The organism is Rhodococcus sp. YH3-3, from assembly GCF_001653035.1.
GTDB classification, from domain to species: Bacteria; Actinomycetota; Actinomycetes; order Mycobacteriales; family Mycobacteriaceae; genus Rhodococcus_F; species Rhodococcus_F qingshengii.
Map to the genome: position 1 here is coordinate 565,371 of NZ_BCWH01000003.1, position 13,943 is coordinate 579,313.

Sequence of the window (13,943 nt, forward strand, 5' to 3'; positions counted from 1 at the left end):
TTGATTTCGTCCCAACGGTTACCAGCTCGAGGTGGAGATTCGTGCAGTTGCTCGACAGTGAAGTTGTTCGGCGCTGTGCAGTTACGGCTGCCGCCGCGGCCGCGGTCTGTCGTTCGAACGGGCCCGGCGTGGTCGATGGCGACGCAGTGACGGGCAAGAGTTTCTTCCTGCCGGATGGCGGCTGGCCGGGCACCTGAACACATGTCCGGTTTCTGGAGCAAAGTCGGGACGAGGAGCGTGCCACCCTTGTAATCTCGCACGGGAGTTTGCGGGGCGCGGGGTATCCCGCACAGCGAATGAGAGGATGAAGGTGACAACTGTCTACACGCGCCGCCGAGGGGCGCGCCCTTTCGGAATCGCCCTCGCTGCGCTGGTCGCCATGGGTGCGGCCCTGACAGGCCCCACACTCGCCTCCGCCTCGAGCGGCGACCTGCAATTGGGTTCGAGTCAGTTCGGATCGTCCGGGGAGCAACCGCCGCTGCCGGAGATCCCACCGCCGTCCGCGGCCGAGATCAGGCTCGACGAGGCGCGGAACTTCCGCGACATCGGCGGGGGTCGGGTTCCGTTCCAACAAGCTCAGCTCGCTCAATGAGACTGATCTGGCAAAACTCACCGCCGCGAACCTGACCCTCGACGTCGACCTGCGCAACGCCTCCGAACGTGCGGAGGATCCTGATCGGATCCCCGCCGGGGTCACCTACCAGGTCGCCGACGTCGTCAGTATCGAACACGGCATCGCGTTCCACGAGTTCGTTCCCCTGACCCTCGGTCGCGCGTTGATCGACGGCGCAGTCAAGGGAACCTCGAACATCGGCCAGAGCATCGGCTACCCGTTCATGGTCAACTACCGGGGTTCCGATGTCGCCTTTCGTGACCTGCTGACTGCGATCGCGAACAACTCCGACGGCGCAACCGTCTACCACTGCAGTGCAGGGAAGGACCGCACCGGTTGGGGTACCGCGATCCTGCTGACCATTCTGGGTGTCCCGCGTGAGTTCATCAGTGCCGATTTCATGGCGTCGAACACGTACCTGGGCCGGGACGACGCGGTGGACCTGTCGTGGCTCGATGCGGCGTATGCACAGGTGGACCGGCTCTACGGCGGTATGGATACTTACGTACGGGAGGGCCTCGGCGTCGACCAGGGCACTGTCGACTCTCTGCGCGCCAAGCTTCTCCTCTAAGCGGAGCTCCACGCCCGGCTTCTTGCCTACTCGGACCTTCTTCTGTCCCAGTGCGACCTGTGGTTGCGGGAGCGCGCGATTGTGTGGCGCCGCTCCTGGGGTGGGCCCGAGGTTTCTTGGCCGTGTGCGATCACCAAGTGGCGCAAGAACTTGGCGCGCAAGAATCACGCCTGGTCATGGACTCGACGCTGGCCAATTGGTCAGCATCGAATCGAGAGCCTCGAGGATTCTTGCCCAGCTTTCGGCGCTGTCCGGTGCACTGTGGCTGAACGATCCACCCAGCTCGAGGCTGGCGTACCCATGAAAAACGCTGCCGAGCAACCGAACTGCGTGGGTCTGATCGAGATCGGTGAGGTTGTACCCGCGCAGAATCGATCGCATCATCTGCGAGTGTCTGAAGCCCGCGCTCGCGGCCGCGGCCTCCTGGGTAAGGCGCATCTGTGACGCGGCGTACCGACCAGGGTGTGACCTCGCGTAGTTGCGGTACACGTTCGCGAAGGCGGTCAAGGCGTCGCGGCCGGACCGACCGGCCACGGCGTCGGCAGCCTGGTCGGCCATCTCTTCCAAGGCAAGCAGCGCGATTCTGGTTTTGAGGTCGTTCGAACTCTTCACGTGGGAGTACAGGCTTGCGACCTTGACGTCGAACGCTCTGGCGACCGCCGATACGGTCACCTGCTCGAAGCCCACCTCGTCGGCCAATTCGGCGCCCGCCACGGCGAGGCGTTCGGGTGTCAGTCCTGCGCGAGGCATGTCCGTTGGTCCTGTTCGTCGAGAAGTGAAACCGCTTGCCTAAATAGTATAGGCAAATTACTGTGTGCTGTAGTTAAAACCTTCGCAACTTATCTACAGGTGAATGAGATGAACAGCCAGAGCAGCTGGATTACTACCGCAATTTCCGGGGACATCGTGCGCGGAGCCCTCGAGCTCGAGCGGACCGAACGCGGTGTGCTGACACACCGTCTGCCTGCCAGAGCTCGCACGCAATTCGCTGACGGGCAGATGGCAATGGCGCAATCACAACCGTCCGGAGTGCGGCTGGTGTTCCGAACCAGCGCTACGGCCATCGAACTCGACACTCTGCCCACGAAAATGATCTACATCGGTGCTCCGCCGAGGCCGCAAGGGGTGTACGACCTGATCGTCGACGGCGAACCAACCGGGCACGCAATCGCTGAGGGTGGCAACACGGTGACGATCGACATGGCGACCGGTACCGCTCAGAGACAATCCGGACCCGTCAGCACCATCCGCTTCGCGGACTTGCCCGCGCGATCCAAGACCGTCGAGATCTGGTTGCCGCACAACGAAACCACCGAACTTGTCGCATTGCGAACCGACGCCCCGCTCGAACTCGCAGTCGGCACGAAGCGTGATGTGTGGCTCCATCACGGAAGCTCGATCAGTCAAGGCTCCGGCGCTGAAAGTCCCTCCCGCACTTGGCCTGCTCTCGCAGCCTCCCTCGGCGGCGTGGATCTGATCAACCTCGGGTTCAGCGGCAGCGCTCTGCTGGACCAGTACGTCGCCCGCGCTATGCGAGACACTCCTGCCGACCTCATCAGCATCAAGATGGGCATCAATCTGGTCAACTCCGACGTGATGCGCCTGCGGGCCTTCACGTCGGCAATGCACGGCTTCCTCGACACGGTCCGCGACGGCCATCCAGTGGCTCCACTGCTGGTCGTCTCGCCTGTCTATTGCCCGATTCACGAAGACACGCCTGGACCTGGTGCATTCGATTTCGACGCGCTTGCCAGAGGCGAAATGCGATTCGTTGCTACCGGCGATCCCGCCGAGCGCGCAGCCGGAAAGCTGACGCTGCGCTCTATTCGGGAAGAGTTGGCGCGCATCGTAACCCAGCGATCGGCGGATGATCTTAATCTGCATTACGTCGACGGGTGCGATCTCTATGGTGCGGCCGAGAACGAAGAGTTGCCGCTTCCCGATCAGCTCCATCCGGACGCTGCGACGCACCGTCTCATCGGCGAACGCTTTGCCCAACGGGTATTCGCAGACGACGGCGCATTCGCACGCACGGTGTGATCGCGCAATCTGATTCGATCGGATTTCACACGATTTGACCCTGACGTAGCGTGAGGGCTCACGATGACTTCATGACCGATACTTACCCAGCATTCGACATCAGCCCCGTCCCTGTCCCCGCTATAGACGCCGTGCCTCCGGAACAGTTCCGAGGTCTCTACGGAATGCCCATGTTCGTGTCGGTTCCGACATCGGATCTGGCCGAATCTGCCGACTTCTGGATCCGTGGGCTCGGTTTCTTCGACCTCTTTTCGGTACCGGATCGACTGACGCACCTGCGACGCTGGGCATTTCAAGACGTTCTGCTCGTGCCCGGCGAATGTGCAGATTCACCACCGTCCGTCAGTGTGAGCTTTGCGTGTGTGCTGAGTCAGATGGACCAGATAGCACAGGCGTGTGAGGAATTGCGGCCCGGATGCACCAGCGGTCCACATCTGAAGCCGTGGAATTCACTGGAGTTGGAGATTGTGACACCGGAGAACGCGCGCGTGATCATGACGGCCGCTCGTCCGTACGACCCGAACAGTGCCGAGGCCGAGCATCTGCGAGGCATGGGAATTGACGGACCCGACGACTGAACCGAGGTCTGACGCTGTGGCCTCCCGAACCGCGTCTGTCAGACTGGATCACGTGACGGACCAACTCTTCGGAGACGAGGCAGACAGTGCTCTCACTGTCGGTGCTGCCGCATCACGACTAGGCATAACCGTACGTACCCTTCATCATTGGGACGCAATCGGTTTGGTGCGCCCGTCCGGGCGCAGTGACGGGGGCTACCGGCTGTACACCGACGCGGACCTCGGCCGCATCGGCCGGGTGCTTGTCTACCGTGACGTGGGTTTGTCGCTCGACGAGATCGGGATATTGCTCGATGCGCCCGCAGCCCACGTGGACGAGACGCTGCGTGGGCAGCGCGCCGAGTTGCGGCAACGGATAGCCGACTTGGAGGAACTGGGCGAGTCCTTGGATCGCATCATCGATGCCAGGAAGTCGGGTGTGCTGTTGCCGGCACACGAGCAGGTCTCGATCTTCGGCCGACACTGGCAGCCGTCATGGGGACCTGAGGCGCACGAGCGTTGGGGTGACAGTGCGCAGTGGGCGCAGCACGCGGAACGGTCGGCGGGTAGGACCGCTGAGGATTGGCAGAAGATCGCCGACTGCGTCGAGACGCTCAACGAAGATCTGGCGCTGGCCTGCCGATCCGGTGTCGAACCGGGAAGCGGCGAGGCGAATTTGCTGGCAGAACGGCACCGAGCGTCGATCGGGGTTTACTTCGACTGCACACATTCGATGCAGGTGTGTCTGGGACGGATGTACGTGGCCGATCCGGGATTCACCGCGTTCTACGAGCAGGTCGAGACCGGTCTGACAGTGTGGCTCCGCGCTGTCATCGATGCGAATGCTCGGGCCAACGGGGTTGTCCCCGAATCGGCGACGTGGGTGTGAGTGAGCTGGTGGTCGCTCGTCAGTCCAAAGACGCACACGCAGTGCACCACGGTCGGCCGTCGACTCCGGGCGCACGATGGGACACTGCGATGCGCGCGGCCAAAATGCAGCTTTCGTTGTCGTGATAGACGTCGAGATCCGAAGGAACCGTCGAGTGGAACGCCGGGACCTTCATGTCTACCTCCGTTGTGGCTCGCCAGGGAGTTGGCTCGTTGTGGCAATCCTCCCACCACAGAGATCATCTCGCCTGTCGGCAGAAGCAGGGCCGTTGCTCGGCCATATGGCCAGGGATCGACACGTACGGTCCCGTCCGCGCGATTGTGCAGCCCCGCAGCGACTTACAGGTGTGGTTACTTGGTCGCCCTGCCTTCCGAACAGATGCGCACTGCGCGCGCGGTGTGATCTTCGACGGCGCTCACCGCAGAGAATCCCGCAGGGATAGGCTGGACGGATGCGTGGAGAGTACAAGGTTCCTGGTGGAAAACTGGTCGCGGTCGACGTCGAGGTGGCGGACGGTCGGCTGTCCGAAGTCGCAGTCTCGGGGGACTTCTTCCTCGAGCCCGACAGCGCGCTCGACGACATCAACGCGGCGTTGCGCGGAATGCCCGCCGACTCGGATGCAGAACAGTTGGCGCATGCCATCTCCACTGCGCTCGACGGGTCCGTCTCGATGATCGGCTTCACGCCGCAGTCGGTCGGCATCGCGATCCGGCGCGCACTCGGCCACGCCACGAGCTGGGCGGATCACACCTTCGACCTCATCCCGCCGGTGGTTCTCGATCCCGCGATGCACGTCGCGCTGGACGAGGTCATCGCGCGTGAGGTCGCATCGGGTGAGCGTCCGCCGACATTGCGTTTCTGGGACTGGGACTCGCCCTTGGTCGTGATCGGATCGTTCCAGTCCGTGCGTAACGAGGTCGACTCCGAGGCGGCTGCGCGGTACGGCATCGGGGTGGTGCGCCGAATCTCCGGTGGCGGCGCGATGTTCATGGAACCGGGCAACTGCATCACGTACTCGTTGGCAGTACCGGCGTCATTGGTCGAGGGTTTGAGTTTCGAGCAGTCCTACGCGTTTCTCGATCAGTGGGTCATGGGAGCGCTTGCCGAGGTCGGTATCAACGCTCGGTATGTGCCGCTCAACGACATCGCCTCGGACAAGGGCAAGATCGCCGGCGCCGCTCAGAAGCGATTCGCGTCCGGCACTGTGCTCCATCACGTGACCATGGCCTACGACATCGACGCTGAGAAGATGACGCAGGTGTTGCGAATCGGACGAGAGAAGATGTCGGACAAGGGAACCAAGAGTGCGGCCAAGCGCGTCGATCCGCTGCGTTCGCAGACCGGAATGACGCGTGCAGCAATCCTGGAGTCGTTTGCGCAGCACTTTCGAGGTCAATACGACACCCACGACAGCGATTACACGGACTCGGAGTTGGAGCAGGCGCGCAAGCTGGTGGACACGAAGTTCAGAACCGAAGAGTGGACTCACCGCGTCCCGTGAAACCGAGAAACCGGGACGAGACCCGAGCGGTCTCGTCCCGGTCGCCTAGGTAGCCGGAGTCGCTGAGTTTGCCCCGAGGAGCTCGGCGTCGGCCGTCCCGGAGTTCCGCTTCGGAATGGTGAAAGTTGCGCTCACGCACAGGATTGCGATGACGAAGCACGCCACTGTGTACCAGAGGTTCCCGATGGGATCTCCAGCGCTGGTGGAACCGTCGACCGCGTCGAAGAAGTCGGGAAGCGCACTCGCCCACAGGACGGCCATGACAACCAGGTACACCACGCTGTAGATCTGCACGAACCTGTTGGTGTGTGCAGGAGTGTTCGATTCTGCCGAGCGCAGGTGCGTCCATTGGCGGACGAGAACCACGATCGCGACCACTGTGAGGACTGCAAGTTCAGCGGCGTAGAGGAACCCGCGGACAGTGTCGCTTCCCATACCGAAGACCGTCGCCGGGAGCGGGAGAATGAACGTACCCAGCGAGGCCAGCAGGCCGATCACGATGGTGCGCCATACCAATTGAAGTCCGGAGAAGTGCTTGCCGGCATCGACGTGCCGTCCGACGAAGTACTGGACGCAGAATGCCAACGACATCGGCCACAGCGCGGCGAAGACGACCACGCTGGGAAGTGGAACCGCGTCGAACATGGGTTGGTTGATCGGGTTCGACGTCGACCACTCCCACCACCGCAACTGGGGCCCCAGGTGGTCGAAGATTTCGTAGAACGCATGGTGGACGAAGCCGACGCAGACAGCGCCCAGTAGTGGACCGTATCTGCGGAAAACGCCGAGCATTCTGACTATTTCGAAGGCCAACGTCGCCATCAGTGGATAGATGGCAACGATGTACAGCGGCAGTCGACCCCACATGAAGTCGACGGTGAACACGTTGTGCGCGAACATCGTGTCCACTTGTTCTTCGATGCCGAACGCCGCCGGGAAGTACAGCGGAGGCTCGATGATGAACAGGTAGGCGGTGGCGCCGAACCAGAGGACCAGGTTGGTGGGGTCGCCGTTGCGGCGCAACCGCACGATCGCCAGGACCAGTGCGAGCACCGAGCCGACGATGATGGTCCATTCGAGGACGGGCAGGGTCCAGTTCTCCAGCGCCGCCGGGTTACGGAACTCGACGAGTCCACCTGCTTCCTGACAGGAGAAACCGAGTTCTGTTGCGAGCTGGGAAAACGTGGGGGAGCAGTGTTCTGCCATCAGTTGGCCCCTGACGTGATCGACTCGGCTTGTGCCTGAGATTCGGCGGTGTACCAGCGTGTGCAGTCGTAGCCGTCGTCGTAACGCTTGAACCACTGGTCGGCGAGTGCGGGGAGTTTCTCGTGGTCCGGGTTGTGATTGGGCATCTGGCTGCGGAAGACACCGCCGAGTGCAACGAGTTGTTCTCCGAGTTGAAGGTGATCGAAGGCGCGAGGCATCGTGCCCTTGGTCAGATACGGAGCGAACGACGTCAGAATCTTCTGCTTGGTGCGGTGGGTGGCGAACATCGACAGTGAGTCGACTTGCCGCTCGGAGAGCGGAACGTGCTGGTTGAAGCCTGCGCAGGCGATACGAATCACCTTCATCACGTGCGCGAAGATCGACGGTGCCATCCGCATCCGGTAAAGCTCGCTTCCGACAACGGAATTGAAGATGATCAGAGCCGAGCTGCGATGCTCGACCTCCTCGACGAAGTGCCAGATGAACAGCGACGCGACGCGGTCGTCTCCCGGGCGGAACAAGGTCGCCTCGTTGTCGAGCATCAGCTTGAACACCGGAGTGAAGGTCGCCTCCAGGTCCGCGGTGTATGCAAGCCGGTAGTTCAGCGAGGTCGCCTCGGTCAGTAGATCGAATTCACCGATCACAGCGTCGAGCGTGTTCTGTAGTCCGGGGTAGCGCCTGATCAGAGCCTTCACATGCTGGCGGTGCGCGGTCGAGTGATGGCCTTCCTGACGCATGAACGCCACGGCTTCCTCGGCCACTTCAGGATCGCTGATCCGCGACTTGGTCTGCATGATCATCTTCACGATCATCTTCTCGAAACCGATGGCCAGGAACGAGACCGCGTTGGACATGCTCGACCAGGCCGGATTCTCCGGGTTCCACAGGAAGGGAACGTCCTGATCCTCGAATCCGAAGTCCATTTTTCGGGGTTGAAGGTTGGTCACTTGTCGAACCTCGTCTTTCGGAGGGGCTGGTCAGGTGGCCGCTCTGGCACTCGAAGCCACGTGTGGCGGTAATCATACATATTGGTGTGCAGTTGTATGTTCACTTTCGGCGAGGGGAGTGAATTCGAGGGGCGCAGATGCAAAACCTGCCTGTGTTAGCCTGTGGCTCTTGGACTTCGAGCGCAAAGACATGGTTCGAGCCTCGTTCGAGCGAGGAAGTGGGCAGTGGCACGAAGGCGTGGGTGGGGCGGCAATCCACCGGACAGTGACGAAGATGCGTCTCGTCGCATTGTCGAGGCCGCGGTCGAGTTGATCGGACGGACGAGTTCGGAAATCAGCATCGGCGACGTCGCCGAGTCACTGGGCGTGATCCGGCAGACCGTGTATCGATACTTCCCCAGCGCTGACGCTCTGATGCGGGCAGCGGCGATCGCGTCGGTCGACGGCTACCTCGATCGGCTCACCACACACGTGAGCGGCATCGAAGATCCCGTCGAGGCGATGACCGAGGGTGTCGTCTACACCCTGACCCAGGTCCACCGAACGCCGCATCTCGGCATTCTGCTCACCAGCACGAATTCGAGTCTTCATCCCGAGGGTCTGACCTCTCAGGAGGCGCAGGCCTTCGGAATGGCGATGATCACCCGCTTCGACGTGGACTGGGTGCGTTTCGGATACGACGACGCATCACTTCAGGAACTGGTCGAATACGTCCTGCGGACGATGCAGTCGTTTTTCCTCGCGCCCGGCGACCCGAAGCGGAGCGACGAGGAACTGCGGCGATACCTACGGCGCTGGATGGGTTCTGCGATCATCGCCCAGGGAAATTCTGTCAGCGGTGATCCGATCAGCGCAGAACCAGAGTCAAAACAACCGCGCTGACGCACGCGGCGATGACGACGATCAGCGCGAACAGGTCGGCGAGCTGAGGGCGCTTGGGGTACGCCGCGATCAAACCGGTGCCCCCGCGAGCGGAGATCGCTTCACCCATCTCGGCAGAGCGCCGAATTGCCACCGACATGGTCGTGGTGATCAGATCGACTATCGAATTGTCGGCAGCGCTGTTCACCACAGCTTTCGGGCGTAGTCGTCGCGCCGCCACCAGGGTGAGCATCTCGTCGATCAAGAGCGGAAGTGAACGAATGCAGAGGGCCGTCGCGATCGCCCACTCGTCGACCGGGATCTTGAGGAATCGCAGCGGTCTACCGAGCGTTGCCAGTGCCGGCGCCACATCGCTCATCGACGTGGTCCATGCCAACATCAGTGAGACGCAGAGCAATACAAGACCGAACGTCACAGCTTGCAGGTAGATGAACACTGCGTCGAGGCCGATCGGAAGATTGATCAACGCGCCGAGCAGGATCAGCGCCCACAACCACCACGGAGGTCGCGGAACTGCAGTCGGGGGGATGCGTCCGATCACCGCGGTCAGCAACAACAATCCGAGTACGACGCCTATCGCCGGCCAGGACGGAGCGGTCACGACCACGATGCTGACGAGAACGACGGCAACGATCTTCGTTCCGGCCCACAATCGGTGGATCGGCGATGAAGTCGGGACTTCGCGCAGAAGTGTTGTCACGTCGTCGATCCTTCCAAGGCGCTGCTGGCGGCAGGGTCGAGGATGCGACCCTCCGACAGTCGAATTGTTCTGCTGCACACGGCGTCCATGCCGTCGACATCGTGGGAGATGACGACTACTGCGGTTCCGTTCCGACGAATCCACCTGAGTACGTTCAGGATTTCGTGTCGACCGGGTGGATCGAGACCGGCCAGCGGTTCGTCGAGGATGAGTACCCGCGGTTGGCGCACGAGGAGACCGGCCAGGACGACGCGTCGCATCTGTCCGCCGCTCAACTCGTCGATGCTGCGGCCGGCGATGTGACGGTCGAGTCCGACGGCGTCGAGCGCCCACGAGACTTGCACCGATCCGATCTCCGGACCTCCGGCGGCCTCGATGTCTTCGGCGACGGTTCGGCGTTGCAGCTGCAGTCGCGAATGCTGGAACGTGAGACCGACGGTGCCGAGTTGGCGTGAGACGGGTTTGCCGTCGAAGACTGCGGTTCCCTTGCTCGGTGCGATCAAGCCCGCCATGATCCAGGCCAGAGTCGATTTACCGGAACCGTTGCCGCCCAGAACCAGCAGCCCGTCGCCGTCGCCGATTGTGAGATTGACGTCCGACAAGGCGCGCCGCGACCACGGAGTCCGGTCGTTGTACGTGTGGGTGACATCGGTGAGTTGGAGGACAGCTCGAGTGCTGACCGGCCACGGCGCAGACGGAGGACCCCCGAACGTCGACGTCATCCAACCTGGTTGGTGATCGATCTGCCGTCCGCGTTGTAGTTGAATCACCCGATCTGCGTTGCGGGTGTCGGCGTGGTGATGGGTGACCAGTACCACGGCCATCGGGTGGCGTCGCGGAAGTTCGGCAAGGAGCGAGACCAATTCCTCCCGGCCGGCCTGATCGACCATCGCGGTGGCTTCGTCCGCGATCAGCAGAGCGGGGCGCCGCGCCAGCGCGGCTGCAACAGCCAGACGTTGCATCTCGCCACCGGACAGCCCGGAGGTCTCACGCATACCCATGCCCGCGAGTCCCACCTCGGCCAGCAGTGCATCGACGTCGGGATGCGACTCGGGGGGGAGCCCCCAGACGACGTCGTCCGCGACGCGGGTTCCGAGGATCTGGCTTTCGGGTCGTTGGAGGACGACGGCGGTTCCGCCGTGTCGGCCGAGACCGGCGGACCCGGGTCTCGTCAGCGTCCCGACAGTCGGCGCGCGACCGGCGAGCAACCGGGTGAGTGTGGACTTGCCCGAGCCGTTGTGGCCGACGACGGTGACGAACTCTCCTCGTCGCACGGTGAAGTTGACGTCGACGAGGGCCGGTGTCGTTGCACCCGGATAGGTGAAGCCCACGTGATCGAAAGTGACCGGCAGAGGATCGATCGGACGGTCGTCGGGTGCTGTCTGGAGCGGGTCGGCCGAAGGGAGTGCAGCCAATCGGTCGAGGACGGCGCCGAGGACGAAATAGGAGACGACGGTACTGAGGACGATTCCGGAGATGATGGACACGCCGATCCACAACCACCAGTAGTCGATGATCGAGCCGATGCTGTTCTCGATCCATTCGGCTGCGCCGACCAGTGTGGGGGCACGCTTCAAGATCTCGGCCACGCCCAACGCGGTGTTCTCGAGCGAGGTCAACAACAAGGTGCGCAGCGGAGCGAGAACAAGCAACAGGACTATGGAGAACAACGCCAGCGCGGGCCCGATGACCAATGACGACAGCAATGCGGAGACGAAGCCGAGACCGCGCCGCTTGACCGTACCGATGATTCCGCCGAGGAGAGCGCTCAATGCGACCGCCGCCGCAGATCCCGAACCCGCCGCGACAAAGGCGACTGCCGTGGCCGAGATACCGGCCGTCGTCACGGCGCGGACTCGGAAGCGCTGGGCAACAATTCCCATCGGAACGGCGGCCACGAGGTTGAGGGCGCTGGCCATGGGGATGACCGTGGCAATGACGGACAACGCGACCGTGAATCCGGCCATGACGGCACCCGTTGCCAACTCGAGTGGTCGAAGGTTGCCGGTTTCGCGGACTTGCGGACGGTTGCTCACTACGTCCAGTGTGCCAGTGGTGACATAACTCCCGCCCGACTGATGGTGAGCGCATCGGGGTGATTGCGTAGGCTTCACCTCAAACAATGCATCGGACGGAGCGTGGAAGACGTGAGTGCAGCACCCATCAGGGTCGGGGTTCTGGGAGCCAAGGGCAAGGTCGGTCGAGCGATCTGCGAGGCAGTGGAAGCTGCTCCCGATCTGGAACTCGTCGCTCAGGTCGACACCGGTGATCGCATCGAGACGTTTGTCGACACCCGCACTCAGGTAGTGGTCGATTTCACGCACCCCGACGTCGTCATGGGAAATCTGGAATTCCTCGTGGCCAACGGAATTCATGCAGTGATCGGCACCACCGGTTTCGACGAGTCCAGGCTTGCGACTGTTCAGTCCTGGCTCGACGCCCAGCCGGCAACGGGTGTTCTGATCGCCCCGAACTTCGCCATCGGTGCTGTGCTGTTGATGCGCTTCTCGGCTGCCGCGGCGCGCTTCTTCGATTCCGTCGAGGTCATCGAACTCCATCACCCCAACAAGGCAGATGCTCCCTCGGGCACCGCATACCGAACGGCCGCGATGATCGCCGAGGCTCGCGCGGAAGCAGGCGTGGGACGCAGCCCTGACGCCACCACGACCGAGCTCGAGGGTGCGCGCGGAGCGGACGTCGACGGCGTCCGGGTTCACTCCGTGCGGATGGCCGGACTGGTCGCGCATCAGGAAGTGATTCTCGGAACTCAGGGCGAGACACTGACCATTCGCCACGACTCGATCGACCGGAATTCGTTCGCGCCGGGCGTTCTGCTCGGTGTCCGCCAGATCGGCTCCCCCCCCGGAACAAGACCACTCGCACCGTCGCACTGATCGTCGCGATTTGCATTGCGCTCGCGGTGTACTTCGTGCTGCTCGGCCAGCGCGGAATCCAGCTCATCCAGGACGGTGGCGGCGCCGCGATCGGTCTCGGGATCGGCGTGCTGATCCTGCCGTTCCTGGGGCTGTGGCTCGTCATCGCCACGCTCCGTGCCGGCTTCACGCACCAGCGCCTCGCGCAGCAGATTCACGACGAGGGCCTCGCTGTCGACGCGTCTGCGCTTCCGAAATTGCCTTCGGGCCGGATCGAGCGAGCGGCTGCCGACGAGTTGTTCGCCCAGATCAAGGTCGACTGGGAAGCAGACCCGGACAACTGGAAGCAGAACTTCCGACTTGCTCGCGCCTACGACTATGCCGGTGACCGAAGCCGGGCTCGGGAAACCATGCGACGGGCAGTCGAACTGGAACGCCGTTCACGAGGCAAGTAGGTGTCTACGCCGCGAAGCGGGGCCTGCTGAGACGCTACCGCTCCGGAACAGTTGTGGGAGATGACGGATCCGGAGTGGTGGGGTCGAATGGCGGCGGGTTGTTCGGGTCGAAGCTCGTCACCGGCACCGAACAGGTCGCGCCCACTTCGGGATACGTGTTCGGGTTGACGCGCAGAGCCGAGACGAACTGATCGATGCGCGCGTCCGCGGCGTTGTCGAGCTTGAGCTGACGGCCCCAAGACTGCAGCGAGATCGGCGAATCCAGGGTCGGATACGGCGACATCAACGTGTAGCTCATGCCCTCGACTCGCTGTGCCAAGCGAGCCTGATCCTCGCTCGAGACGAGGTCGGGGTTGTACGTGATCCACACGGCCCCGTGCTCGAGAGAATGGACCGCATTCTCGGTCCGAATCGCTTGTGGATAAACAACTCCGGTGCAGTTTGCCCAGACCGAGTCATGACGGCCGCCGAAGGGCGGTGAATATGTGTACGCCACGCGTTCGTTCGGGCGTACGTGTTGGGCTGCTGGGTAGTCGACCGTGACAACTCCGTCGATGGCTTCGGACGGATCCGGGTTGTCGATGCTCGGAACAAACGCATCCGGGCGCGGTGATCCTTCGAGGGAATTCGCACACGAAGCCAGTGCGAGAACTGCCGAGACCACCACTGTCGCTCGAAGTTGTTTGTTCACTCGGCCATGATAGCGGCG

Annotated in this window: 15 protein-coding genes and 1 pseudogene; 9 read left to right on the forward strand and 7 right to left on the reverse strand. The window is 62.7% G+C overall.

Features of this window, described 5'->3' with window-relative positions:
* Window positions 1-310: 310 nt before the first annotated feature.
* Both YH3_RS36905 and YH3_RS27920 read left to right on the forward strand, forming a co-directional pair.
* A complete protein-coding gene (locus tag YH3_RS36905) occupies window positions 311-592 on the forward strand; it encodes a hypothetical protein (RefSeq protein WP_238592715.1) in 282 nt (93 codons plus the stop codon).
* A pseudogene (locus YH3_RS27920) lies at window positions 585-1,184 on the forward strand (tyrosine-protein phosphatase); the annotation flags it as partial. The gene YH3_RS36905 and the pseudogene YH3_RS27920, both read left to right, overlap by 8 nt.
* A gap of 174 nt (window positions 1,185-1,358) precedes the next feature.
* On the opposite strand, the gene YH3_RS27925 reads toward YH3_RS27920, so the two are convergent.
* A complete protein-coding gene (locus tag YH3_RS27925) occupies window positions 1,359-1,934 on the reverse strand; it encodes a TetR/AcrR family transcriptional regulator (protein WP_064444505.1) in 576 nt (191 codons plus the stop codon).
* 108 nt (window positions 1,935-2,042) lie between these two features.
* Here YH3_RS27925 and YH3_RS27930 point away from each other — a divergent pair, with 108 nt between their 5' ends.
* The 3 genes from YH3_RS27930 to YH3_RS27940 all read left to right on the forward strand — a co-directional run bounded on the left by YH3_RS27930 (window position 2,043) and on the right by YH3_RS27940 (window position 4,670).
* Complete coding sequence (locus YH3_RS27930; RefSeq protein ID WP_064444506.1) at window positions 2,043-3,224, forward strand: GDSL-type esterase/lipase family protein; 1,182 nt, start codon at window positions 2,043-2,045, stop codon at window positions 3,222-3,224.
* Between the two features lie 71 nt (window positions 3,225-3,295).
* The gene (locus YH3_RS27935; RefSeq protein ID WP_039973461.1) at window positions 3,296-3,802 is read left to right on the forward strand and encodes a glyoxalase/bleomycin resistance/dioxygenase family protein; all 507 of its coding nucleotides are present in this window, start codon (window positions 3,296-3,298) and stop codon (window positions 3,800-3,802) included.
* A gap of 52 nt (window positions 3,803-3,854) precedes the next feature.
* The gene (locus tag YH3_RS27940) at window positions 3,855-4,670 is read left to right on the forward strand and encodes a MerR family transcriptional regulator (RefSeq protein ID WP_051720812.1); all 816 of its coding nucleotides are present in this window, start codon (window positions 3,855-3,857) and stop codon (window positions 4,668-4,670) included.
* A 19-nt stretch (window positions 4,671-4,689) separates the two neighbouring features.
* On the opposite strand, the gene YH3_RS36285 is transcribed toward YH3_RS27940, so the two are convergent.
* Window positions 4,690-4,845 carry a hypothetical protein gene (locus tag YH3_RS36285; protein ID WP_003942131.1) on the reverse strand — a complete coding sequence of 52 codons (156 nt, stop codon included), beginning with the start codon at window positions 4,843-4,845 and terminating at the stop codon, window positions 4,690-4,692.
* A 276-nt stretch (window positions 4,846-5,121) separates the two neighbouring features.
* On the opposite strand from YH3_RS36285, the gene YH3_RS27945 reads away from it, so the two are divergent.
* Window positions 5,122-6,171, forward strand: a complete 1,050-nt coding sequence (locus YH3_RS27945; RefSeq protein ID WP_064444507.1) for a biotin/lipoate A/B protein ligase family protein — start codon at window positions 5,122-5,124, stop codon at window positions 6,169-6,171.
* A 45-nt stretch (window positions 6,172-6,216) separates the two neighbouring features.
* Here YH3_RS27945 and YH3_RS27950 read toward each other — a convergent pair whose 3' ends face one another.
* Both YH3_RS27950 and YH3_RS27955 read right to left on the reverse strand, forming a co-directional pair.
* On the reverse strand, window positions 6,217-7,377 hold the full coding sequence (locus tag YH3_RS27950) for a hypothetical protein (RefSeq protein ID WP_064444508.1): 1,161 nt from the start codon (window positions 7,375-7,377) through the stop codon (window positions 6,217-6,219).
* Entirely contained in the window at window positions 7,377-8,324 is a 948-nt protein-coding gene (locus tag YH3_RS27955; RefSeq protein ID WP_030535581.1) for a metal-dependent hydrolase, read from the reverse strand. Before YH3_RS27955 ends, YH3_RS27950 begins: the two co-directional genes overlap by 1 nt.
* A 225-nt stretch (window positions 8,325-8,549) precedes the next feature.
* Here YH3_RS27955 and YH3_RS27960 point away from each other — a divergent pair, with 225 nt between their 5' ends.
* On the forward strand, window positions 8,550-9,206 hold the full coding sequence (locus YH3_RS27960) for a TetR/AcrR family transcriptional regulator (protein ID WP_007735111.1): 657 nt from the start codon (window positions 8,550-8,552) through the stop codon (window positions 9,204-9,206).
* On the opposite strand, the gene YH3_RS27965 is transcribed toward YH3_RS27960, so the two are convergent.
* Both YH3_RS27965 and YH3_RS27970 read right to left on the reverse strand, forming a co-directional pair.
* Complete coding sequence (locus YH3_RS27965) at window positions 9,172-9,906, reverse strand: energy-coupling factor transporter transmembrane protein EcfT (RefSeq protein WP_042450697.1); 735 nt, start codon at window positions 9,904-9,906, stop codon at window positions 9,172-9,174. The two genes, YH3_RS27960 and YH3_RS27965, sit on opposite strands and share 35 nt — an antisense overlap.
* Window positions 9,903-11,942, reverse strand: a complete 2,040-nt coding sequence (locus YH3_RS27970) for an ATP-binding cassette domain-containing protein (RefSeq protein WP_030535578.1) — start codon at window positions 11,940-11,942, stop codon at window positions 9,903-9,905. Before YH3_RS27970 ends, YH3_RS27965 begins: the two co-directional genes overlap by 4 nt.
* A gap of 111 nt (window positions 11,943-12,053) precedes the next feature.
* Between YH3_RS27970 and dapB the strand changes: the two genes are divergently transcribed.
* Window positions 12,054-12,800, forward strand: coding sequence for a 4-hydroxy-tetrahydrodipicolinate reductase (gene dapB, locus YH3_RS27975; RefSeq protein WP_371595507.1), 747 nt, complete (start codon window positions 12,054-12,056; stop codon window positions 12,798-12,800).
* Between the two features lie 26 nt (window positions 12,801-12,826).
* Complete coding sequence (locus YH3_RS27980; RefSeq protein ID WP_238592716.1) at window positions 12,827-13,234, forward strand: hypothetical protein; 408 nt, start codon at window positions 12,827-12,829, stop codon at window positions 13,232-13,234.
* A 34-nt stretch (window positions 13,235-13,268) separates the two neighbouring features.
* On the opposite strand, the gene YH3_RS27985 is transcribed toward YH3_RS27980, so the two are convergent.
* Window positions 13,269-13,925, reverse strand: coding sequence for a DUF3105 domain-containing protein (locus YH3_RS27985; protein WP_003942235.1), 657 nt, complete (start codon window positions 13,923-13,925; stop codon window positions 13,269-13,271).
* Between the last annotated feature and the right edge of the window lie 18 nt (window positions 13,926-13,943).

What these genes read in the sequence shown, in the direction of transcription:
- YH3_RS27925 (WP_064444505.1), bottom strand. Translation starts at nt 1,934, where the DNA reads ATGCCTCGCGCAGGACTGACACCCGAACGCCTCGCCGTGGCGGGCGCC.
- YH3_RS27930 (WP_064444506.1), top strand. Translation starts at nt 2,043, where the DNA reads ATGAACAGCCAGAGCAGCTGGATTACTACCGCAATTTCCGGGGACATC.
- YH3_RS27935 (WP_039973461.1), top strand. Translation starts at nt 3,296, where the DNA reads ATGACCGATACTTACCCAGCATTCGACATCAGCCCCGTCCCTGTCCCC.
- YH3_RS36285 (WP_003942131.1), bottom strand. Translation starts at nt 4,845, where the DNA reads ATGAAGGTCCCGGCGTTCCACTCGACGGTTCCTTCGGATCTCGACGTC.
- YH3_RS27945 (WP_064444507.1), top strand. Translation starts at nt 5,122, where the DNA reads ATGCGTGGAGAGTACAAGGTTCCTGGTGGAAAACTGGTCGCGGTCGAC.
- YH3_RS27950 (WP_064444508.1), bottom strand. Translation starts at nt 7,377, where the DNA reads ATGGCAGAACACTGCTCCCCCACGTTTTCCCAGCTCGCAACAGAACTC.